Raw genomic sequence first — 21,851 nt, 5'->3', positions numbered from 1 at the left:
CACCGTCGCGATCAGCTGCGGAAGGACCTGGTAGAGGTGCCGTCCCACCATGATCTTGCGGTAGGCGACGTGGTAGACGCCCTGGGCCGGCGGCTCCCGCAGGGGCCCGGCGAGCGTCGAGAACGACGCGTAGTCATACGCCACGGTGCTGACTCCCTTCCCCTGGACCCCCGGCGGGGTTCACGGGTGGTCGCCGCCGACCGAGCGCCAGGCTGCTCGCCGCGGCGCCGGCCATCACGACTCCGCACGTCACCGCGACCCACAGCCACACTGCCGGACCACTGTGGGTGACCGGTTCGTCGGTCTGGAAGGTGCCGATCCGTAGCCGGCCGATCGTGTGCTCCAGCGGTGTCGCCGCGTCCAACCGACCCAGGGCCAGCGCGACGATCGCCAGCCCGCAGGCCAGCACCGCGATGGTCAGCCCGCGCCGGCCGGTCCAGCCCGCCAGCAGGCTGAGCACGATCGCGAGCACGGCGGCGGCCCCGACCAGCGCCCCGGTGGGCGCCAGATCCCAGCCGGACCGGGTCGCCACCAACAGATGCGCGCCCCGGTCGGACAGGGTGGCGCGCGCCCAGGTCCGCGGCACGGCGAACAGCGCCACCAGACCAGCGGCAACACACAGCGTGAGAAGGCGATCACCCCAGGCGGTGTCCGCTCTCACGGTGCTCCTACGACGACCAACGCCGCTCGGGGCCGCCCCGGCGCCGCGGTCGGCCAGAACGTCTCGAGCGTCCAGGGCCTCGCCGTCGCGGTGGCCGTCCGCGGAGTTCAGAGCGTCCAAGGCCGACCGATCGCCGTTGCCCGGCTCCTCGTGGACCACGAAACCCCTCCCGGCGGTACGGCCATGCGGGTACGACCACCAGGCCGATCCACATTGCCGCGCCGCGATACCGCGTCACCCCTGACGCGACAGAACCGATATCCGTCCGTGGGCCTGCGCCGGACAGCAACGTGCTGACAGACGCACAACGAGGCGATAATGTTGCGCCGAGCCCACAGAACTGCCGTTACGTCAGCGTTCTTCAGGAACACTGCGTGTACAGATTATGCGTGGCCACCGATTAGCCCTCGGCCGGGTGGGTCGCATCGCATGATCCTGACAGCGACGTGAGGGTTGACCGTGGCGATCAGCCGCGGACGAGAAGAACGATCGCGACGACCACGCCAAGCGTGATGACCGCGGCACGCAACAGCGCCGGATGCATCCGGCGTGCGATTCGGGCGCCGATCAGACCGCCGGCCAGCGAGGCGACCACGAGAATCCCGGCGTAACCCCAGGCCACCTTGGCTGTGATGAGGAACACGACCACCCCGACGGCGTTCACACCGAATGCGAGCAGGGTTTTGAGGCCGTTGGTGCGCTGGAGATCGTCGGTCAGCAGGATGCCCAGCACACCGAGCAACAGGACGCCGAGCCCGGCCCCGAAGTACGACCCGTACACCCCGGCGATCAGCACCCCGAAACGGGTCGGCCAGGTGACCGTCCGCGCCGCCGGCGGCCGCGCACCGGCCGCGGGGACAGCCGGGGTGGTGACCGGGGTGGTCACTGGGGTGACCGTGTGGGCGCGGCGGCGGGCCACCACGGCGGCCAGTCGGGTCTGCGCGGCCAGCAACAGGCAGGAGGCCAGCACCAGGTAGGGCACCACGGCGCGGAAACTCGAGGACGGGGTGGCCAACAGGATCACCGCCCCGATGAGGCCGCCGAGCAGCGCGGGCGGCCCGAGGGCCCGCAGCCGGTCGACCTGATCGGCGAGTTCGCGCCGATAGCCCACAGCCCCGCCGGCGTAGCCGGTGACCAGACCGACCGAGCAGGTGATGTTCGCGGTCAGCGCCGGCAGCCCGGTGGCCAGCAGCGCCGGGAAGGCGATGAGGGTGCCGCCACCGGCGATGGCGTTGACGGCACCCGCGAGCAGCCCCGCTCCCGCGGCGAGCAGGGCATCACCTGGTCCCATCCGATCCGCCTCCCGGCCGCCTCGTCCACCCGCCGCCCACGGGCAGGCACGGGCCGAGCATCCAACTCGGGCGGACGACCATGGAAGCGGATGTGACGTGGTCGGCGCGGGCCCCGACCCGGCGGACCCGCTTGTCAGGCGCCCTCGACGCCGGTTCGGTTACAGGTCGAACTCCTCCGGGTTGATCCCGACAGCGAAGCAGGCCTCCCGCACCACGGCCTGCTCGGTCTTGTCGAACGTGCCGTCGGCGCCGCCGATGACGATGCCGATCTGGATGACCGCCCGGGCCTCGGCCGGCTTCTTCTTGGTCCTGCCGATGTCCTGCAGCACCGACACCTTGCCGAACTCGAAGTCGGCCTGCAGCTTGGCGACGTAGTCGTTGAAGCGGCGCTGCAGGTCGTCCGCGGGGAAGTTGTTCAGGACGTCGTTGGAGATGATCAGGGAGGCGACGCGCTGGCGTTCGGCCGGATCGATCGTGCCGTCAGCGGCGGCGACCAGCGCGCAGATCGCCATGCTGGCGTCGCGGAAGGCGCCGCTTTTCAGGTCGTTCTTCTTCGCGTTCAGCTGGCCCTGCATTGACTGGGCCGACTGGCGAAGCTGGTTCCAGATGGGCACCTCGGCTCCCTTGCACGAGTGTCTCCGGACGGCGGGCGTCCGGAGGGCTGGAGTCGTCGGCACGACGCCGACGACAGGCGGCTTCAGCAGGGTGAACGCACAGTGCCCCGGTCACGATCCCCGTGAGCCCCCGAACCGCCGTGCGCGGACCGCCCACGTTCGGGTCCCCGTCACCGACCGGGGGGAGAGCCGGCGGCGGTCGGCACGCCGTTGAGTGTGTCGACGGCGGCCTGGGCCGATCCGATCGTCGAGAAGTCGACGGCGATGTAGGTCGGCGTCCGGCCCTGTTCGGTGCGACAGCGCTGGGCCCGCCGGGTCAGCGCCGGTGCGGCGTTGGCGGTCAGCGCGGCGTGCCGGCTCGGCGCCGCGGCGGTGATCCAGTTGTTCATCAGGAGCAGGTCCGCGCCGGCGCTGCCACGGTTACGCGGGCAGTCGGCCAGGTCAGCGGGCTTCTTCGCGTCGAACGGCGTGTCGGTGGCATAGCGGTAGAAGCCACGCAGGAACGTGCCGGGCAGGTCCTGCTGTTCGGTGAACACCACCAGGCGACGACCCGAGTCGACCATCGCGCCCAGCGTGGGCCAGCGACCATGGGGATCCTCCGGCGGCGTCGCGACCATCGCGGCGAGGCCCGCCGAGGCCACCGCACCGGCGATCTCGCTGGCCGGCACCTCGTTGTCCTGGATGATCAGCGTGACCACCTCGGTGGGGTTGCGGTTCATCCAGTCGCGGAGCTGACCGAGTGTGGCGGTGAGGTCCAACGCGCCGAGCTGGCACACGTCGTGGCACAGCCACACGCCGGGACGCTGCGAGACGGCCCCCCGGGTCAGCGGTTCGAGTGCGGCCCGGGTCGTGGGTGCCAGGGTCGCGAGGTAGGCGGCGACCTGCTCGGCGGGCGTCCAGTGATGGACGTCGAGCAGCAGGGTGCGCACACCCAGATCCAGCTGGTGGACGAGGGTCGGGTCCTGGGACGGGCCGAGGAAGCGGTCCTCGCTGTTGGCCATCGCGTTGTGGGTGGCGAGGTAGGCGACCTGGTCGTAGCGCCGCTCGCACAGCGACGGGCTGGATTCGCACAGCCGGTGGGACTCCGCCGCCGCGCCCGGGAAGGCCGTCCAGGTCACACTCACCATCACCGGGACGGCGAGCACCAGCGCGGTGGCCAGGCGACGGCGCCGTCCGGTCGCGCTCCAGCGGGCCGACAGCGACACCAGCAGCGACCCGCCGCCGACGACCAGGCCCAGCACCAGCGACCAGCCGACCACCCGCAGGTAGTCGCTCTCCACCGTCCGGTAGGCCTGCTCGGAGAAGTCCACCAGCACGGCGCTGGCGCCGGCCGGCAACGGCGAGTGCGGACCGGCCAGCGGTCGCAGCGGGTTGGGCAGCGCCAGGCGCAGCGCGAGGCCGGCGAGACCGAGGGCGACCCCGGCGGCGACCACCGCGCCGGCACCGGCGCGCACCCGGGAGACCCTCTGGCGTCCGGCCAGCACGACGATGCCGACCGGCGCCCCGGCGATCAGCAGCGCGAGGCCCACCGACAGCCAGCCCAGCGCCGCGGTGACGTCATGCAGCTTCTCGATCGCGCTGATCGCCGGCTGGTCACGCAGGTCGGACAGGCGCACGCCGAGGTCGAGGGTCGATCCGTGCAGCGACTCACGCAGCCGTGCGGTGGCCAGCTCATCGCCCTGGAACAGCTGCGGGCCGAGCAGGGCCAGGGCGCCGGCGACGTCACCCGCGCGCAGCTGGGCGCGTAGCCGCGGTTCGAGGCGGGCGCGGGTGTCCGGGGCGAACCGGTCGAGCACCAGTGGCAGGACCCGGTCGGTGTCCTGGGCGGTCAGTTCGATCGTGGGCAGCGAGGTGGGGGGACGTCCGGCGGCGATGTCGTTGATCGCGCTGAGCACGTCCTCGGTGAAGTCCGCCACGGACGTCACCCGGTAGGTGGTGCCGGACCCGAGTTCACCGGCGATGTAGCGGTTGGCCAGACCCGAGACGTTGTCGAAGATCGGCGCGAGGTCGACGGCGAGCTCCACGTCGTTCGCCTGACCGCGCAGGTAGTCGACCACCCGGGTGATCTGCTCGTCGGTCATCGCCTCGACGGTGGCCGGTGGCAGGACGGTGCGCAGGTTCGCGGTGATCAGCGAGCCGTCGATCGGCAGACCCGCGAGCAGGGCGCCCACCGCCGGGTCGGGCAGCACCTCGGTGTAGAGCCGATCGTAGGCGTCCGCCCGGTTCAGCGACTGGGAGTAGAAGGCCGTGTTGAGCACCGTCCGGCTGGCGGTGAGGATGAGCACCAGCGGCACGGCGCCGGCCGCGACCACCAGCACCAGCGCCAGGTACGCGAGGCGACCTCGGCGCGTGCGACGGCGCTTCGCCGGCTCGCCCTCGTCTGTCTCGCCGCCCACCGCCGTCAGGATATCGCGCTGACACCCGGGCCCGATCCCACCGGGGTACCCCGCACCCGGGGGCCGGTCAGCCGCCCGAGCCCGAGCCCAAGTGCAGCTGCGGATGGGCGACGGCGGCCAGGGTCCGGTGGATGCGGGTGGCCACATCGTCGGGTTCGCCCGTGCCGTCGATGGTGTGCAGCACGCCGGCCTGCTCGTAGTAGCGGCGCAGCGGGGCGGTCTCCGCGGCGAAGACCGCCATCCGACGCCGCGCGGTGTCCTCGGTGTCGTCGAGCCGGTCCTCGGTGTGGGCCCGGCGCCGGATGCGGGCCAGCACCTCGTCCACGTCCACCTGGAGGTCGATGACCGCGTCCAACGGGCCGCAGCTGGCGGCGAGCATCCGGTCCAGCGCCTCGGCCTGCGGGTAGGTGCGCGGAAAGCCGTCGAACAGGAAACCCTCGGCGCAGTCGACGCTGACGGCGAGGCGGTCGGCGACCATGTCCAGCACGATCTCGTCGGGGACGAGCTCACCGGCGCGGACATACCGCTCGGCCCGGCGCCCCAGCGGAGTGCCCGCGGAGATCTGCCGGTCGAACAGCTGGCCGGTGGAGATCGTCGGGATGCCATGGCGGGCGCTGATCCGCGCGCCCTGCGTTCCCTTGCCGGAGCCGGGGGGTCCCAGCAGCACGAGCCTCATGCCCATGGACGGTACCGCCACCAGGGCTGACACCCCCTACCGATGACTCCTGCTAATCCTGGTCAAGCACGACAGACGCCGCGAGGAGCAAGCCAGCTCACACCCGTTTGTCACGCGACGCGCGACCGTGGCTCACTCCACGCTGGTGTCTGACCACCCGTTCGACCTGGTTCAGCGGCGGGTGGGTGTGATCGGGTCCGGCAGGTCGGTGCGGCCCATCAGCCGACGGTCGACCGCCGCGGCGGCGGAGCGTCCCTCGGAGATCGCCCAGACGATCAGGGACTGGCCCCGGCCCATGTCACCGGCGACGAACACCCCGGGCACGGACGTCTCCCAACCGGCGTCGCGCGCCACGTTGCCCCGGGCGTCGAGGTCGACGCCGAGGTCGGCCAGCAGACCGGTGGGCTGCGGGCCGGTGAAGCCCATCGCCAGCAGCACCAGCTCGCAGGGCAGCTCGACGTCGGTGCCCTCGACCTTCTCGAACCGTCCCGCGGTGAGACGCACCTCGTGCATGCGCAGCGCCCGCACGTTGCCCGTGTCGTCGCCGAGGAAGCACTCGGTGGACACGGCGAACACCCGCTCGCCGCCCTCCTCGTGCGCGCTCGAGACCCGGTAGAGGATCGGGAAGGACGGCCACGGGTTCGCCGGTGCGCGCAGCTCCGGCGGCCGCGGCATGATCTCCAGCTGGTGGACGGACGCCGCGCCCTGGCGGTGCGAGGTGCCCAGGCAGTCGGCTCCGGTGTCACCGCCGCCGATGATGACCACTCGCTTGCCCGCCGCGGTGATCGGCGGCTCGGCCAGATCGCCGAGCACGACCCGGTTCGCCGGCTCCAGGAACTCCATCGCCAGGTGGATGCCGGCGAACTCCCGACCGGGCACGGGCAGATCCCGGCCGATCGTCGACCCGCCGGCGAGCACCACCGCCTCGTAGGACGAGCGCAGCTCGTCGGCCGTGATGTCCACACCGACATCGCAGGAGGTGACGAACGAGGTGCCTTCTGCTTCCATCTGGGCGAGCCGGCGGTCCAGGACCGCCTTCTCCATCTTGAACTCGGGGATGCCGTAGCGCAGCAGACCGCCGACGCGGTCGGCCCGCTCGTAGACGACGACGTCATGCCCGGCCCGGGTGAGCTGCTGGGCGGCGGCGAGTCCGGCGGGCCCCGAGCCGACGACGGCGACCCGGCGCCCGGTGCGCACCGACGGCGGCACCGGTACGACGGTGCCGTCCGCCCAGGCCCGGTCGATGATGCTGACCTCGACCTGCTTGATCGTCACCGGGTCGTCGCCGATACCGAGCACGCAGGCCGCCTCGCACGGCGCCGGGCACAGCCGTCCGGTGAACTCGGGGAAGTTGTTCGTGGCGTGCAGCCGCTCGCTCGCGTCCGGCCAGTCGCCCCGGCGGGTCAGGTCGTTCCACTCGGGGATGATGTTCCCCAGCGGACAGCCGTTGTGACAGAACGGGATGCCGCAGTCCATGCAGCGGCCCGCCTGCTCGCGCAGGTGCTCCTCCGGGAACGTCTGGTAGACCTCGCGCCAGTCCTGGATGCGCACATCGACCGGGCGGCGTGTCGGCAGCTCCCGGCGGTGCTTGAGAAAGCCGGTCGGGTCGGCCATGTCACTCCTGTCCGGTCAGTAGGCGGTGCCGGGTGTTCCGGGTGTTCCGGGGGGCGTGTGGGGCGTGGCGGCGCTCAGCCACGGCCGGCCGCCATGATCTCCTCTTCGGCGACCAGGCCCTGCTCCTGCGCACGACGGATCGCGGTGAGCACCCGCTTGTAGTCGCGCGGCATCACCTTGCGAAACGATCCGCGGACGTTCTCCCAGTCGGCGTACAGCCGGGCGGCCACGGTGGAACCGGTCTCCCGGCGGTGACGCACCAGCAGGTCACGTACGGTCGCCTCGTCCCCGGCGTCGAGGTCCTCGACGCCGACCATCTCCCGGTTGATCCGCTCGTCCACCGGGTCGTGCAGGTAGGCGACGCCGCCGCTCATCCCGGCGGCGAAGTTGCGTCCGATCTGCCCGAGGACGAGCACGGTGCCGCCGGTCATGTACTCGCAGCCGTGGTCACCGACGCCCTCGACGACGGCGGTGGCACCGGAGTTGCGCACGCAGAAACGCTCCCCGACGATGCCGCGGAAGAACGCCTCCCCGGCGGTGGCGCCGTAGAGCAGCACGTTACCGGCGACGATGTTCTCCTCGGCACGCAGCGGCGACTCCTTCGGCGGGAAGACGAAGATCTTGCCGCCGGAGAGGCCCTTGCCCGTGTAGTCGTTCGCGTCGCCCTCGAGGGTCAGGGTCATCCCACGCGGGGCGAACGCGCCGAAGCTCTGCCCGGCGGAGCCGGTGAACCGCAGCTGGATGGTGTCGTCCGGCAGACCGGCGCCGCCGTAGCGCTTCGTCACCTCGTAGCCGAGCATCGTGCCGACCGTGCGGTTGACGTTGCGGATCGGCATCTCCAGCCACACCGGCCGGCCCTCGTCGAGGGCGCCCTCGCACAGCTGGATCAGCGAGTTGTCCAGCGCCTTGTCCAACCCGTGGTCCTGGCTGGACGTGCAGTGCAGCGAACCACCGAAGGGCCGCTCGGGGCTGTGCAGCAGCGGGGTGATGTCGAGCCCCGAGGCCTTCCAGTGCTCGATCGCCGCGCGGGCGTCCAACAGGTCGACCCGGCCGACGGCCTCCTGCAACGTGCGGAAGCCCAGCGCCGCCAGATGTGCGCGAACCTCCTCGGCGATGTAGGTGAAGAACGCCTCGACGAACTCGGGCTTGCCGGTGAACCGGGCCCGCAGCTGCGGGTTCTGGGTGGCCACGCCGACCGGGCAGGTGTCCAGGTGACAGACGCGCATCATCACGCAGCCGGCGACGACCAGCGGAGCGGTGGCGAAACCGAACTCCTCGGCGCCCAGCAGCGCGCCGACGATGACGTCGCGGCCGGTCTTGAGCTGACCGTCGACCTGCACGACGATCCGGTCCCGCAGCCCGTTGAGCAGCAGCGTCTGCTGGGTCTCGGCGAGCCCCAGCTCCCACGGCGCCCCGGCGTGCTTGAGCGAGGTCAGCGGGGAGGCACCGGTGCCGCCGTCGTGCCCGGAGACGAGCACCACGTCGGCGTGCGCCTTGGACACCCCGGCCGCGACCGTGCCGACCCCGACCTCGGCGACCAGCTTCACGTGCACCCGCGCCTTCGGGTTCGCGTTCTTCAGGTCGTGGATGAGCTGGGCGAGGTCCTCGATCGAGTAGATGTCGTGGTGCGGCGGCGGGGAGATCAGACCGACACCCGGGGTGGAGTGGCGGGTCTTCGCGATCCACGGGTAGACCTTGTGGCCGGGCAGCTGCCCGCCCTCCCCCGGCTTCGCGCCCTGGGCCATCTTGATCTGGATGTCGTCGGCGTTGGCCAGGTACTCGCTGGTCACCCCGAACCGGCCGGACGCGACCTGCTTGACGGCGCTGCGGCGCAGGTCGCCGTTGGCGTCGGGGACGAAACGCTCGGCGTCCTCGCCGCCCTCACCGGTGTTCGACTTGCCGCCGAGCCGGTTCATCGCGATCGCGAGCGTCTCGTGCGCCTCGGCGCTGATCGAGCCGTAGGACATCGCACCGGTCGCGAACCGCTTGACGATCTCGGAGACCGGTTCGACCTCCTCGATCGGCACCGGTGGGCGCACCCCGGCCCGCAGGTCGAACAGGCCGCGCAGCGTCGCGTTCTCCCGGGACAGCCCGTCGATCTTGCTGGTGTACTCCTGGAAGACGTCGAACTGGCGGGTGCGGGTGGCGTGCTGGAGCAGGAAGACGGTCTCCGGGTTGAACAGGTGCAGTTCGCCCTCGCGGCGCCACTGGTACTCCCCGCCGACCTCCAGCCCGCGGTGCGCGAGCTCGGAGGCGACCCGCGGGTGGGCGCGGCTGTGCCGAGCGGCGACCTCGGCGGCGATGATCTCCAGGCCCACGCCGTCCAACCGGGACGGGGTGCCGACGAAGTAGGAGTCGACGAACTCCTGGGCGAGCCCGATCGCCTCGAAGACCTGCGCACCGGTGTAGCTCGCGACGGTGGAGATGCCCATCTTGGACATCACCTTCAGCACACCCTTGCCCAGCGCCTTGATCAGGTTCTTCTCGGCCTCGGCGCGGCTCACGCCGGTGATCTCGCCCTCGTCGATCAGCGTGTCGGCCGACTCGAACGCCAGGTACGGGTTGACCGCGGCCGCGCCGTACCCGGTGAGCAGGGCGATGTGGTGCACCTCGCGGGCGTCACCGCACTCGACGATCAGGCCGACCTTCGTCCGGGTGCGCTCGCGGATCAGGTGGTGATGCACCGCCGCGGTGAGCAGCAGCGACGGGATCGGCGCCTTGCGCTCGTCGGAGTCACGGTCGGAGAGCACGACGATGCGCGCCCCGTCGGCGATGGCCTCGCTGACCCCGGCGCAGATCTCGTCCAGCCGGGCGGCGAGCGCCGCGCCACCACCGTCGACGTCGTACAGCCCGCGGACGGTCACCGAGGCGAAGCCCGGCATGTCACCGTCGTCGTTGATGCCGACGATCTTGGCGAGCTGGCCGCTGCTGATCACCGGGTAGGGCAGGTGCACCATCCGACAGGACGCCGGCGACGGGTCGAGCAGGTTGCCCTCGGGGCCGAGGGTCCGCCCGAGGCTGGTGACCAGCTCCTCCCGGATCGCGTCCAACGGCGGGTTGGTGACCTGCGCGAACAGCTGGGTGAAGTAGTCGAACAGCAACCGGGGACGCGACGACAGGACGGCCACCGGCGTGTCGGTGCCCATCGACCCGATCGGCTCGGCACCGCCCCGGGCCATCGGCGCCACCAGGACGCGCAGCTCCTCCTCGGTGTAGCCGAAGACCTGCTGGCGGCGCAGCACCGAGGAGTGCCCGTAGACGACGATCTCACGCTCGGGCAGATCGTCGAGCGAGATGAGCCCGGCATGCAGCCACTCCGCGTAGGGCGCGGCGGTGGCGAGCTCCGACTTGATCTCCTCGTCGTCGATGATGCGCCCCTGCGCGGTGTCGACGAGGAACATCCGGCCCGGCTGGAGCCGCCCCTTGCGCACCACCCGGTGCGGCGGGATGTCGAGCACACCGACCTCGGAGGCCATCACGACCAGCCCGTCATCGGTCTGCCAGTACCGCCCCGGACGCAGCCCGTTGCGGTCGAGCACCGCACCGATCACCGTGCCGTCGGTGAACGCGATCGCCGCCGGGCCGTCCCATGGCTCCATCAGCGCCGAGTGGAACTCGTAGAACGCGCGACGAGCCGGGTCCATCTCGGCGTGGTTCTCCCACGCCTCGGGGATCATCATCAGCACCGCGTGCGGCAGGCTGCGCCCGCCGAGGTGGAGCAGTTCGAGCACCTCGTCGAAACTCGCCGAGTCGCTCGCGCCGTCCGCGCAGATCGGGAACAGCCGCGCCAGGTCCCCCGAGATCAGGTCGCTGGCCAGCAGCGCCTCCCGGGCCCGCATCCAGTTCCGGTTGCCCCGAACGGTGTTGATCTCGCCGTTGTGGGCGACGAACCGGTACGGATGGGCCAGCGGCCAGCTCGGGAACGTGTTCGTCGAGAACCGGCTGTGCACCAGGGCGATGGCGCTGGTGAAACGCGGGTCGTCCAGATCCGGGAAGTACGCCGAAAGCTGGTGGGTGGTCAGCATCCCCTTGTAGACGATCGTGCGCGACGACAGCGACGCGACGTACACGCCCGTCTCGCGCCGGATGCGCTTGCGCGCGCAGAACGCCCGGCGCTCCAGCTCACCCACGTCGAAGGCCGCCTCGGCCTTCTCCCCCGCCACGCCACCCAGCGCATCGCCGGGCAGGGCCACGAACAGCTGGCGCATCCGGGGCTCCACCTCGCGGGCCGCATGCCCGACGATGTGGCTGATCGTGGGAACCTCACGCCAGCCCAGTACCCGCAGGCCCTCCTGGCGCACGATCCGGCTGATCACCCGCACCGCGTCGTCGCGCTCCCCCGCCACCTGGGGCAGGAAGGCGATGCCGACCGCGTACCGGCCGGGCGCTGGCAGGGCGAAGTCCACCACATCACGCAGGAACTGATCGGGGACCTGGACGAGAATGCCGGCCCCGTCGCCGGTATCCGGGTCGCTACCCGACGCGCCGCGGTGATCCAGGTTGCGCAGGACGGTGAGGCCCTGGTCAACCAGTTCATGGCTACGACGACCGTGCACGTCGACTACGAAGCCGACCCCGCAGGCGTCGTGTTCGAAAGTGGGGTCGTAAAGACCTTGCGCGCTCGGCATCCGGCGAAGTCCTGTCCGTCTTCAGGGGCTGAAGGTGAGGCGGACGACGCTGTCCGAAGGTGAACTGCGGCACGACGGCGCTGGCCCAGCGACCCGTGTGCCTGCTCTCGAGTGTGCCATGCGCCGAGCCGACACGCCTTGATCATATATGTCCGGCAGGTCACAGCCGTATAACGTCACACAACCTGACACGAACGGCGCACCAGCCGGTAGTGGACGACCACCTTTCGGGAAATTTCGGCGCGATCCGGCCTCGATCGAGGCCCGTGGACGGCGGCCGTACGGCTCAGTGCGGCGGCGCCTCGACCGGCGCGTGCCCCGCCGATTCTCCCCTGCCGGGCGTTACCCGGCCAGCCTGCGCCCCGACATCGGCGCCCACACCAGCCTCACGTTCGACTCTGGTCCCGCCCCCGCCGCCGCTCTCGCCGCCAGGCTCGGACCCGGTGTCGGTCTCGCCCCTGAGGCCGGTCCCGCCGCTGCGCCCGGACTCACCGCCGGCCTCGAATTCGCCACCGGTCTCGAATTCGCCACCGGTCTCGGACTCGTCGCCGGGGCGGGGGGCCGCGGCGTCGCTGGAAGCGGCTCGCTCGGGCTCGACCCCTCGACGGCCGCGTTCGCGCACCAGGCCGAGCTCGCGCTGTTCCTCGGGTGAGACGTCCAGGTCGACCGGCCGACGGGTCAGCGCGAACGCGACGATGGAGGCGACGCAGACCAGGGCGGACGTCCAGATGTTGACCCGCAGCCCGAGAATCCTGTCGGCGGTGTCGATGCGCAGCATCTCGATCCACAGCCGGCCGAACGTGTACAGCGCCACGTACAGGGCGAACAGCCGGCCACGACCGAGCCGGTGCCGACGGTCGACGAACAGCAGGATGCCGGCGACCACCAGATTCCACAGGAACTCGTACAGGAACGTCGGCTGGTAGGTGGCCACGGTCGGATCGATCCGGTGGGCCGCGTCGATGCGCACCGCCCAGGGCAGGTCGGTGGCACGGCCGTACAGCTCCTGGTTGAACCAGTTACCCCAGCGTCCGATGGCCTGCGCCAGGATGATCCCGGGCGCGGCGGCGTCGGCGAACAGGGCCAGGCTGACCCCGAGGCGCCGCGCCGCGATCCACGCGCCGAGCGCGCCGCCGGCGATCGCCCCCCAGATGCCGAGCCCACCGTTCCAGATCTTCACCACGTCGCCGAGGTTGCCGTCGTGGCCGAAGTACGGGTCGGGCGTGCTGAGTACATGGTAGATCCGGGCGCCGAGGATCCCGAAGGGCACCGCCCAGAAGGCGATCTCCCCCGCGATCTCGGGATCGAGGCCGCGGGCGCGCAACCGACGGCCAGTGACGACGACGGCGACCACGATCCCGATAATGATCATCAGGGCGTAGGCGCGCAGCGGCACCGGCCCCAGATGCACCACACCACGGGACGGACTGGGAATAGCGGCGAACACCACGGTCGCCAGGCTATCCCGACACCGCGCCCAACCCGACGCCAGCCACGCCCGCCTCACCTGCCGCCCTCTTCAGCGGTGCCGCCCTCGTCGCTGGTGCTGTCTGTTCCGAGGTGCTGTCCGTTCGGTGGTGCGGGGTGTGCGGATCAGGCGGTGACCGGGACGTTGGCCTGGGCGCCGCGCACTCCCTGGGCGAGGTCGGCGGCCAGGGCGCCGATGCCGGCGAGGGCGACCTCGGGGCCCTCACCACGACGCTGCGCGTCGAGCAGCACGCGGACCAGCGCCGATCCGACGATGACGCCGTCCGCGAAGGCCGCGACCTGGGCGGCCTGGGCGGCGGTGCCCACCCCGAGGCCGACGGCGACCGGCAGTGACGTGACCGCGCGGACCCGCGCGACGAGACCCTCGGCCTGGGTGCCGACCTGGGAGCGTGCACCGGTGACGCCCATCAGGGAGGCGGCGTAGACGAAACCGCCGGTGATGTCCGCGACGCGGCGCAGGCGTTCGGTCGACGAGCTCGGGGCGACCACGAACACCGGGTCCAGGCCGTGCGCGGCGGCGGCCTCGAGCCAGGGGGCGGCCTCCTCGGGCGGCAGGTCCGGGGTGATCGTTCCGGCACCGCCCGCCGCCGCGAGGTCGGCGGCGAAGGCGGCGACGCCATGCTGCTCGATCGGATTCCAGTAGGTCATCACCAGCGTCGGAGCACCGGTGTCGGCGACCGCCTCGACGGTGCGCAGCACGTCCCGGGTGGTGAGACCACCGCGCAGGGCCGCGTCGGCGGCCTGCTGGATGACCGGCCCGTCCATCGTCGGGTCGGAGTAGGGCAGGCCGACCTCGACGACATCCACCCCGGCGGCGACCATGGCCCGCATCGCCGCGATGGCGCCGTCCACCGTGGGATAGCCGGCGGGCAGGTAGCCGACGAGGGCGGCACGGCCCTCGGCCCGTGCCGCGGCGAGGCGGTCGTCCAACCGGCTGGGCATCGTGCGTCCGTTCGCTTGGGGCCCGCGGGCCGTCGATGGCTGATCCGGCGTGGCCAGGCCGCCGCTCGTCGCCGTCATCGCTGCCCGCCACCCTCCGCGGTACCCGCGGCGGCAGCGGTGCCGGCGGGGTCGGCGTCGGCGGGCTCGTCCAACAGGCCGAACCAGCGGGCGGCGGTGTCGACATCCTTGTCGCCCCGACCGGAGCAGTTGATCAGCAGGGTCGCCTCCGGGCCCAGCTCACGGGCCACCTCGATCGCGGCCGCGAAGGCATGGGCGCTCTCGATCGCGACCAGGATGCCCTCGGTGCGGGCGACGAGGGCGAGCGCCTCCATCGCGGCGGTGTCGTCGACCACCCGGTAGGTCGCTCGGCCGGTCTCGTGCAGCAGGGCGTGCTCGGGGCCGATACCGGGATAGTCCAGACCCGCGGAGATCGAGTGCGAGACCTGGGTCTGGCCCCACTCGTCCTGCAGCAGGTAGGTGCGCATGCCGTGCAGGACGCCGGGGGCGCCGCCGGCGATCGCCGCCGCGTGCCGACCGGTCGCCACACCGTCGCCGCCGGCCTCGCAGCCGATCAGGGCGACCTCGGTGTCGGGAATGAACGGATGGAAGATGCCCATCGCGTTGGAGCCGCCGCCGACGCAGGCGACCACCACGTTCGGCAACCGGCCGGTGCGCTCGAGAACCTGGGCCCGGGCCTCGACGCCGATCACCCGCTGGAAATCACGCACCAGCATCGGGAACGGGTGGGGACCCATCACCGAACCGATGCAGTAGTGGGTGTCCTCCACGGTGGCGACCCAGTCGCGCAGCGCCTCGTTGATGGCGTCCTTGAGGGTGCGGCTGCCGGAGGTGACCGGCACGACCTCGGCGCCGAGCATGCGCATCCGGGCGACGTTGAGGGCTTGGCGGCGGGTGTCCTCCTCGCCCATGTAGACAACGCAGTCCAGGCCGAGCAGGGCGCAGGCCGTGGCGGTGGCGACCCCGTGCTGACCGGCGCCCGTCTCGGCGATGACCCTGGACTTGCCCATCCGCTTGGTCAGCAGGACCTGCCCCAGCACATTGTTGATCTTGTGTGAGCCGGTGTGGGCCAGGTCCTCACGCTTGAGCAGGATGCGGGCGCCGCCGACGTGCTCGGTGAGCCGGCGCGCGTCGGTCAGGGGGGTGGGCCGGCCCGCGTAGCTCGCGAGCAGATCGTCGAGTTCGGCGATGAACGCGTCGTCGACCCGGGCCTGGGCGTAGGCCTCGGTCAGCCCGTCAAGCGCCGCCATGAGCGCTTCGGGCACGAAACGCCCGCCGAACTTGCCGAAGTGACCCGAGGCGTCCGGAAACGCCTGCCAGCCCGCCGCGGCCTGCACACCCGTGAGAAGGGACGGCGCCGCACCCGCGGCATCGGCGGAGGCGGCTGGGACAGCGGTTCGCGTGGACACGGTCCGACTGTATCGGGCTGCTCCGACAGAACGCGTCCACCGGCCGCGGGGGGCCGACGCGGGGGGCGCCCGACTCCCCCGCACTCGCGTCCCGATCTTCGGCGCGGGGGGCCGGTCCGCGACGTGCGAGAGTCAGCGCCCGACGCGCCCGGCCGGATGCGCGCCGGCGGCGACCAGGTCGGCCACCGTCTGACGGGGATCACCGGTGACCGCGGCCTCGCCGACCAGCACCGCGTCGGCTCCCGCCGCCGCGTAGGCGAGCAGGTCGTGCGGCCCGCGCACACCGGACTCGGCGACCTTCAGCACCCCGGACGGAATCCGCGGGGCCAGCCGGGCGAAGGTGCCCCGATCGATCTCGAGGGTGCGCAGATCGCGCGCGTTGACGCCGAGGAGGCGGGCATCGGCCTCCAGCGCGCGATCGAGTTCGGCCTCGTCATGCACTTCGACCAAGGCGGTCATGCCGAGGGATTCGATGCGCTCGCGCAGGCCGACCAGCCGGGGCTGGTCGAGCGCGGCGACGATGAGCAGGACGATGTCCGCCCCGTGCGCACGGGCCTCGAACACCTGGTAGGGCGAGACGACGAAGTCCTTGCGCAGCAACGGGACGTCGACCGCCCGGCGCACGGCGTCAAGATCCGCGAGTGAGCCACCGAACCTGCGCTGTTCGGTGAGCACGCTGATGGCCGCGGCACCGCCCGCCTCGTAGTCGACGGCCAGGGCGGCCGGGTCGGTGATCGCCGCCAGGCTGCCCTTGGACGGCGAACGGCGCTTCACTTCGGCGATCACCGAAACCGGTGAGTCGCGTAGGACGGCCAGGGCGTCCCGGGGGTCGGGGACGCGCTCGACGCGCCGTTTGAGGTCGTCGAGGGAGGTCTGCTTCTCACGCACGGCAAGGTCGGACCGGACCCCGTCGAGAATGTCGTCGAGGACGCTCATCGACCCGTGCTCGCGGCTTTCGCGCTCATGCCGCCGATGGTAGGCCAGGTCACCGAGGTAGGGCCGAGGCACCCGCACCTTGCTACGTGCCGCGACCACTCGCCCCCACCTCCCGGTGGTCCGCGCCGGACGCGGAGGTCACCCGACCGGGCCGCCCCGGCGACGTGACGACGACCGCGCGCCACGCCGGCGGCTCGCCACAGTGGCCGAACACCTCTTCAATCCCGTATAGTCGAACACACGTTCGGAACCGAGGGAGGACGCGTGGAGACTCACCAGATTCTGATCCCGCCACTGTCGGGGTGGGCGCCCTCGGGCTCACGGGTGCCGGGCCGGCCCCTGGCCGCGCCCGCCAGCTCGCCGGCCGACGGCGAGGCCGTCGGCGGTCAGCCGGAGGAACCGCTCGAACGGCTGCGCCGCTGCCTGGATCGGATGGACGCGCTGGTCTGCCTGCTGGAGGCCGATCTGCGTCGGCAGCGGGATCTGCTTGCCTCGCTCACCGCTCCCCCGCGTCGGTGCGGCCCGCAGGCCGGGCGCGGCGAGTTCCGGTGATCAGGTGGGGTCGTGGCCCCGCTCGATCGCATCCCAGGCGTCGACCGGCCGGGCGTCGCGAGTCTGGTAGCGGCCCGACATCGCCGGCCATCGGCGCCCGCGCACGGCGGCGAGCGCGCCGGCGACGGTGAGCAGCAGGCCGCCGAACACGGCCAGCCAGGGTGCCACCGAGCGGTGCAGGCCGGTGATCTCCGCCGATCCGCCGATGGAGAGCTGACGCACGCTGTCGGTGCGGCGCAGGACTGGCGCCGGGTCGAGTCCGACACGCAGAGCCGCGTAGACGACGCCGATCCCGGCCACGACGGCCAGCAGCCCGACGATGGTGCGCCCGATGCCGCGGGCCGCCACGATGGCCACGGCGGCGGCCAGCCCGACCAGGGCGAGCGCGGTCGCGGCCGGGGCGAGCGCCGAGCCGGTCCAGTGGGTGGCCAGCGGCGCGGCCACAGCGACGCCGTCGCTTTCGGCGTGCGGCGCACCGACCCGGGCCGACACCCAGGTGGCCGCCCCGCACACGAGTACCAGGCCCGCGCCGAGCAGGCAGCCAAGCACGGCCAGGCCGCGTTCGCGCCGACCGGCCCGGGCGGCCTCGGCCGTGGCCGGCGACGAACCGGGCCCCGAGGGCGGTGGGTCGGCCGAAAGCGCGCCGTCGGCGGGCGCGGGGTCCTGGGCGGAGGTCATACCGGCGGCCGCAGGGATTCGGCGACCTCGATCGCCCGCAGGACCGCCGCGGCCTTGGTGCGGCTTTCGCGGTCCTCGGCATCGGGATCGGAGTCGGCGACGATCCCGGCGCCGGCCTGCACGTAGGCGACGCCGTCACGGATCACCGCCGTCCGGATGGCGATGGCGGTGTCCAGGTCACCGCCGAAGTCCAGGTAGCCGACGACTCCGCCGTAGACGCCGCGGCGGGTCGGTTCCAGCTCGTCGATGACCTCCATCGCGCGCACCTTCGGCGCTCCGGACAGTGTTCCGGCGGGGAAGGTCGCCCTCAGCACGTCCACGGCGCTGCGCTGCCCGTCCACCTCACCGATCACCGTGGAGACGATGTGCATGATGTGCGAGAAGCGTTCGACGGACGCGAACTCGACGACCCGCACCGAGCCGGGTACGCAGACCCGCCCGAGGTCGTTGCGCACGAGGTCGACCAGCATCACGTGCTCGGCGCGTTCCTTGGGATCGGCCAGCATCTCGGCGGCGAGTTCGGCGTCCTGTTCGGGCGTCGCCCCGCGCGGGCGGGAGCCGGCGATCGGATGCAGCAGGGCCCGCCGGCCGGTGACCTTCACATGCGCCTCCGGCGACGACCCGACGACGTCGTGGTCACCGAAACGCAGCAGGTACATGTACGGGCTCGGGTTCGTGGTGCGCAGCACCCGGTAGACGTCCAGCGGGTCGGCGGTCGTGGCCCGTTCGAAGCGCTGCGAGACGACGATCTGGAAGCACTCCCCGGCGCGGATCTCCTCGATGGCCCGCTCGACCGCGCTCTGGTAGGCACCGGGCGGCGTGGCGGAGACGAAGTCGTCGATGCCGGTCAGCGCACCGGTCGTGGTGGCCACCGTCGGCTCGCTCCACTTGGCCAGGTCGCTGGTCATCGTGTCCAGGCGGGCCACCGCGTCGTCGTAGAGGGCGTCGAGCTCGGCGGGGTCACGTCGGCCGTCGGCGGCACGGCCGGCCGGGTGCGGCGGGGTGGCCCCGGGCTCGCCGGGATCGGGGTCCGGGGGCGCGGTGAAGGCGTTGGCCACGAGCAGGCAGGAGCCGTCCCGGTGGTCGAGCACGGCGAGATCGGTGGCCAGCAGCATCCGCAGTTCGGGCAGGCGCAGGTCGTCCACGGCGTGCGAGGGAAGCCGCTCGATCCGCCGGACGATGTCGTAGCCGAGGTAGCCGACGAGCCCACCCATCAGGGGCGGCGCGCCGTCCTCGTGGGCGGCACGAAGACCGTGTTCCACCGCGCGCAGGATGTCCAGCGGGTCACCACCGCAGGGCACCCCCGGCGGGGGCGTGCCATCCACCCACAGCGCCTCGCCGTCACGTTCGGTGAGCGTCGCCGCCGCCCGCACTCCCACGAACGAGTAGCGCGACCATTCGCCGCCGTGCTCGGCCGATTCCAGCAGGAAGGTGCCCGGACCGCCGGCGAGCTTGCGGTAGATGCCAACCGGGGTCTCGCCGTCGGCGAGCAGCCGGCGGGTGACCGCGACCACCTGGTGGCGGGCCGCGGCCGCGTGGAAGCCGGCGCGGTCGGGAACGATGTGTCCGGTGGTCATCGGCTGGCCTCGGCCGCCGGGCCGGCGTCCCGGTCGCCCACCCGGGCGGGCAGCGGGCCGCCGGCCTCGAAGCAGGTGTGGGTGCCGGTATGGCAGGCCGGACCCACCTGGTCCACCCGCACGAGCAGCGCGTCGCCGTCGCAGTCGAGCGCGACCGAGCGGACCCACTGCTGGTGGCCTGAGGTGTCGCCCTTCACCCAGTACTCGCCGCGGCTGCGGCTCCAGTACGTGGCCCGCCCGGTGGTCAGCGTCCGATGCAGCGCCTCGTCGTCCATCCACCCGAGCATCAGCACCTCCCCGGTGTCGTACTGCTGGGCGATGGCCGGGAAGAGGCCGGCGCCGTCACGGCGCAGGCGCCGGGCGATGTCAGGGTCGAGAGCGGAGGGACGATCGGTCACCGCTTCATTCTGCTCCCCCGCGCCCCGGGCGCGGGGCCGGCGTCCGTGGGGCGAGGAACGCGGGGCGCGGCTCGTCGGGGGCGGTCGACGCCGGCGCCGGTGGATGTGGCCGTGCGGGCGCGGGCCCGGTCGAGCCGACCCCGGCGACCCAGGACTGGTGCAGGCGCTGGTAGATCCCGGGCACAGCGACCAGATCACGATGCCGGCCGCGCTGGGCGATCCGACCGGCGTCGACGACCAGTACCTCGTCGGCGGTCTCCGCGGTGGACAGCCGGTGCGCGATGGTCACCGAGGTCCGCTCCCGCATCAGTTCGGCCAGGGCCTGGGCCAGGCGCACCTCGGTCTCGGGGTCGACCGCGGACGTGGCCTCGTCGAGCACGAGCAGGTCGGGGTCGGCCAGCCGGGCACGAGCCAGCGCGACCAGCTGACGTTCACCCGCGGACAGCCGCGACCCGCTCTCACCCACCCGGGTGGCGAGGCCCTCGGGGTGGGTGGCAAGCCAGTCGCCGAGGCCAAGGGCCTCGAAGGCGGCGTGTACCGCGGCGTCGTCGGCGCCCGGGCGGCCGTAGCGCACGTTGTCGGCGATCGTCAGATCGAACAGGAACCCCTCCTGCGGCACCAGCAGGACCCGGCGGCGCAGCGAGGCGAACCGCACCTGGGCCAGGGGCACCCCGCCGATCAGGACCTCACCCGAGCTCGGGTCCATCAGCCGGGTCAGCAGCTTGACCAGGGTGGTCTTCCCGGAGCCGGTCTCGCCGACCACGGCGATCCGGCTGCCCGCGGCGATCTCCAGGTCGATGTCGCGCAGCACGGGCGGGCCGTCCGGGTAGGCGAACCCGACCCCGGTGAAGCGCACACCCAGCGGTCCCGCGGGAAGCTCCCGCCCGCCGGGTCGCGCCGAGGACGGCGGCGAACCGGCGGGGATCATGATGGTCGCCTCCGCGGGGTGTGGAGCACCAACGGGGTGGGGAGCGGAGCCGTCGGTGAGCGCCGGGTCGCGGACGTCGGTGGGCAGGTCGAGGACGTCAAGCACCCGGCGCAGGCCGGCCAGGGCGTTCGCCGCGTCGTTGAGGATCTCGGTCATCGACTGGATCGGCATGATGAACAGGGTCATCAGGAACAGGAAGGCGACCAGCCGACCGGTGCTGAGCGCGCCGTCCACGCCGAGCAGCACCCCGACGATGACGGCCGCCGCCGTGGCGAGGGCGGCGACCAGCTCGCTCAGGGAGAACACGCCGGCGATCATCTTCTGGGCGGCGGACTGGGCGCCGCGGTGACGGTCGATCGAGGTGTCGATGCGCTGGGCGGTGCGTTCCTGCACGCCGTAGGCCCGCACGACCGAGGCTCCGACAACGGCCTCGGCGACGGCACCCAGCAGCTCACCGATGCGTTCACGGACCTGCGCGTAGCGACCGGCGAGGCGTCGCTGGGTGCGCCGGGTGATCAGGAAAAGCGGAAGGTAGAAGCCGTAGACCAGCAGGGTCAGCTGCCAGGAGTAGACGACCATCAGCACGGTCGCGATCAGCATCTGGCCGGTCGAGACCAGCAGCATCACGCCACCGAACTGCAGGAACTGCGACATCTGGTCGATGTCGCTGGTCACCCGGGAGGTCAACGAGCCACGACGCTGCGCGGACTGGCTGAGCACCGACAGGTCGTGGATGTGGCGAAACGCCCTGACCCGCAGCGTGGCGAGCGTCGTCTCGGACAGCCGGTACAGCCGCCGGTTCATCCGGTAGTTGGCCAGTGCGGTCGTCAGGATCACCACCGCCGCCACCCCGACGGCCACGCCGATCACCGTCAGGTCGACCTGGTCGTCGGCCAGTCCCCGGTCAAGGATCTGTTGGACCGTCACCGGAATGGCGACCTTGCCCGCGGTGGCGACCAGCGCGAGGACGAGGGTGCCGAGCAGCCCCCGGGTCAGCTCGGGGGTGAGGCCACGCAGCCGCCGCAGCGTCGTCGTCAGCAGATC

Annotated in this window: 16 protein-coding genes; 1 reads left to right on the top strand and 15 read right to left on the bottom strand. The window is 72.2% G+C overall.

The window, feature by feature from the left end; all coding sequences use genetic code 11:
• Positions 1–133 precede the first annotated feature (133 nt).
• The 11 genes from G6R24_RS07600 to trpC form a co-directional block, all read right to left on the bottom strand.
• Positions 134–661 (bottom strand): Trp biosynthesis-associated membrane protein, encoded by a 528-nt coding sequence (locus G6R24_RS07600; protein ID WP_163548457.1) that lies wholly within the window; start codon positions 659–661, stop codon positions 134–136.
• Positions 662–1,127: 466 nt separating this feature from the next.
• Positions 1,128–1,952: a sulfite exporter TauE/SafE family protein gene (locus G6R24_RS07595; protein WP_163548456.1), complete on the bottom strand. Its 825-nt coding sequence runs from the start codon at positions 1,950–1,952 to the stop codon at positions 1,128–1,130.
• Between the two features lie 159 nt (positions 1,953–2,111).
• Positions 2,112–2,567, bottom strand: a complete 456-nt coding sequence (locus G6R24_RS07590; RefSeq protein WP_163548455.1) for a tellurite resistance TerB family protein — start codon at positions 2,565–2,567, stop codon at positions 2,112–2,114.
• A gap of 170 nt (positions 2,568–2,737) precedes the next feature.
• Complete coding sequence (locus G6R24_RS07585; protein ID WP_225438237.1) at positions 2,738–4,963, bottom strand: phosphoinositide-specific phospholipase C-related protein; 2,226 nt, start codon at positions 4,961–4,963, stop codon at positions 2,738–2,740.
• Between the two features lie 67 nt (positions 4,964–5,030).
• Complete coding sequence (locus tag G6R24_RS07580) at positions 5,031–5,639, bottom strand: adenylate kinase (RefSeq protein ID WP_163548460.1); 609 nt, start codon at positions 5,637–5,639, stop codon at positions 5,031–5,033.
• 171 nt (positions 5,640–5,810) lie between these two features.
• Positions 5,811–7,253 carry a glutamate synthase subunit beta gene (locus tag G6R24_RS07575; protein ID WP_163548454.1) on the bottom strand — a complete coding sequence of 481 codons (1,443 nt, stop codon included), beginning with the start codon at positions 7,251–7,253 and terminating at the stop codon, positions 5,811–5,813.
• Positions 7,254–7,327: 74 nt separating this feature from the next.
• Positions 7,328–11,881, bottom strand: a complete 4,554-nt coding sequence (gene gltB, locus G6R24_RS07570) for a glutamate synthase large subunit (RefSeq protein ID WP_163548453.1) — start codon at positions 11,879–11,881, stop codon at positions 7,328–7,330.
• Between the two features lie 286 nt (positions 11,882–12,167).
• On the bottom strand, positions 12,168–13,331 hold the full coding sequence (gene lgt / locus G6R24_RS07565; RefSeq protein WP_163548452.1) for a prolipoprotein diacylglyceryl transferase: 1,164 nt from the start codon (positions 13,329–13,331) through the stop codon (positions 12,168–12,170).
• Positions 13,332–13,474: 143 nt separating this feature from the next.
• Positions 13,475–14,311, bottom strand: coding sequence for a tryptophan synthase subunit alpha (gene trpA / locus G6R24_RS07560; protein ID WP_163548451.1), 837 nt, complete (start codon positions 14,309–14,311; stop codon positions 13,475–13,477).
• A gap of 74 nt (positions 14,312–14,385) precedes the next feature.
• Positions 14,386–15,738 carry a tryptophan synthase subunit beta gene (gene trpB, locus G6R24_RS07555; protein ID WP_163548450.1) on the bottom strand — a complete coding sequence of 451 codons (1,353 nt, stop codon included), beginning with the start codon at positions 15,736–15,738 and terminating at the stop codon, positions 14,386–14,388.
• Positions 15,739–15,870: 132 nt separating this feature from the next.
• Positions 15,871–16,674 carry an indole-3-glycerol phosphate synthase TrpC gene (gene trpC / locus G6R24_RS07550; protein WP_163548459.1) on the bottom strand — a complete coding sequence of 268 codons (804 nt, stop codon included), beginning with the start codon at positions 16,672–16,674 and terminating at the stop codon, positions 15,871–15,873.
• Positions 16,675–16,938: 264 nt separating this feature from the next.
• Here trpC and G6R24_RS07545 point away from each other — a divergent pair, with 264 nt between their 5' ends.
• Complete coding sequence (locus tag G6R24_RS07545) at positions 16,939–17,226, top strand: hypothetical protein (RefSeq protein WP_163548449.1); 288 nt, start codon at positions 16,939–16,941, stop codon at positions 17,224–17,226.
• Here the strand turns inward: G6R24_RS07545 and G6R24_RS07540 are convergent, their stop codons facing one another.
• From G6R24_RS07540 to G6R24_RS07525, 4 genes are read right to left on the bottom strand one after another with little or no spacing between them, the layout of a single operon-like run.
• Positions 17,227–17,904, bottom strand: coding sequence for a Trp biosynthesis-associated membrane protein (locus G6R24_RS07540; RefSeq protein ID WP_163548448.1), 678 nt, complete (start codon positions 17,902–17,904; stop codon positions 17,227–17,229).
• Positions 17,901–19,481, bottom strand: a complete 1,581-nt coding sequence (locus G6R24_RS07535; RefSeq protein WP_163548447.1) for an anthranilate synthase component I — start codon at positions 19,479–19,481, stop codon at positions 17,901–17,903. Before G6R24_RS07535 ends, G6R24_RS07540 begins: the two co-directional genes overlap by 4 nt.
• A complete protein-coding gene (gene hisI, locus G6R24_RS07530) occupies positions 19,478–19,879 on the bottom strand; it encodes a phosphoribosyl-AMP cyclohydrolase (protein WP_163548446.1) in 402 nt (133 codons plus the stop codon). The genes G6R24_RS07535 and hisI overlap by 4 nt, the downstream gene beginning before the upstream one ends.
• A 4-nt stretch (positions 19,880–19,883) precedes the next feature.
• Positions 19,884–21,848 carry an ABC transporter ATP-binding protein gene (locus G6R24_RS07525; protein ID WP_163548458.1) on the bottom strand — a complete coding sequence of 655 codons (1,965 nt, stop codon included), beginning with the start codon at positions 21,846–21,848 and terminating at the stop codon, positions 19,884–19,886.
• Between the last annotated feature and the right edge of the window lie 3 nt (positions 21,849–21,851).

Origin of the sequence: Candidatus Frankia nodulisporulans (assembly GCF_902806475.1) — a bacterium.
Lineage (GTDB): Bacteria > Actinomycetota > Actinomycetes > Frankiales > Frankiaceae > Frankia > Frankia umida.
This window is presented reverse-complemented; position numbering and strand designations above follow the sequence as displayed.

Excerpts from the sequence above, each read along its gene's own strand:
- G6R24_RS07595 (WP_163548456.1), bottom strand. The coding sequence starts at position 1,952 with ATGGGACCAGGTGATGCCCTGCTCGCCGCGGGAGCGGGGCTGCTCGCG.
- G6R24_RS07580 (WP_163548460.1), bottom strand. The coding sequence starts at position 5,639 with ATGAGGCTCGTGCTGCTGGGACCCCCCGGCTCCGGCAAGGGAACGCAG.
- G6R24_RS07575 (WP_163548454.1), bottom strand. The coding sequence starts at position 7,253 with ATGGCCGACCCGACCGGCTTTCTCAAGCACCGCCGGGAGCTGCCGACA.
- gltB (WP_163548453.1), bottom strand. The coding sequence starts at position 11,881 with ATGCCGAGCGCGCAAGGTCTTTACGACCCCACTTTCGAACACGACGCC.
- trpA (WP_163548451.1), bottom strand. The coding sequence starts at position 14,311 with ATGCCCAGCCGGTTGGACGACCGCCTCGCCGCGGCACGGGCCGAGGGC.
- trpC (WP_163548459.1), bottom strand. The coding sequence starts at position 16,674 with ATGAGCGTCCTCGACGACATTCTCGACGGGGTCCGGTCCGACCTTGCC.
- G6R24_RS07540 (WP_163548448.1), bottom strand. The coding sequence starts at position 17,904 with ATGACCTCCGCCCAGGACCCCGCGCCCGCCGACGGCGCGCTTTCGGCC.
- G6R24_RS07535 (WP_163548447.1), bottom strand. The coding sequence starts at position 19,481 with ATGACCACCGGACACATCGTTCCCGACCGCGCCGGCTTCCACGCGGCC.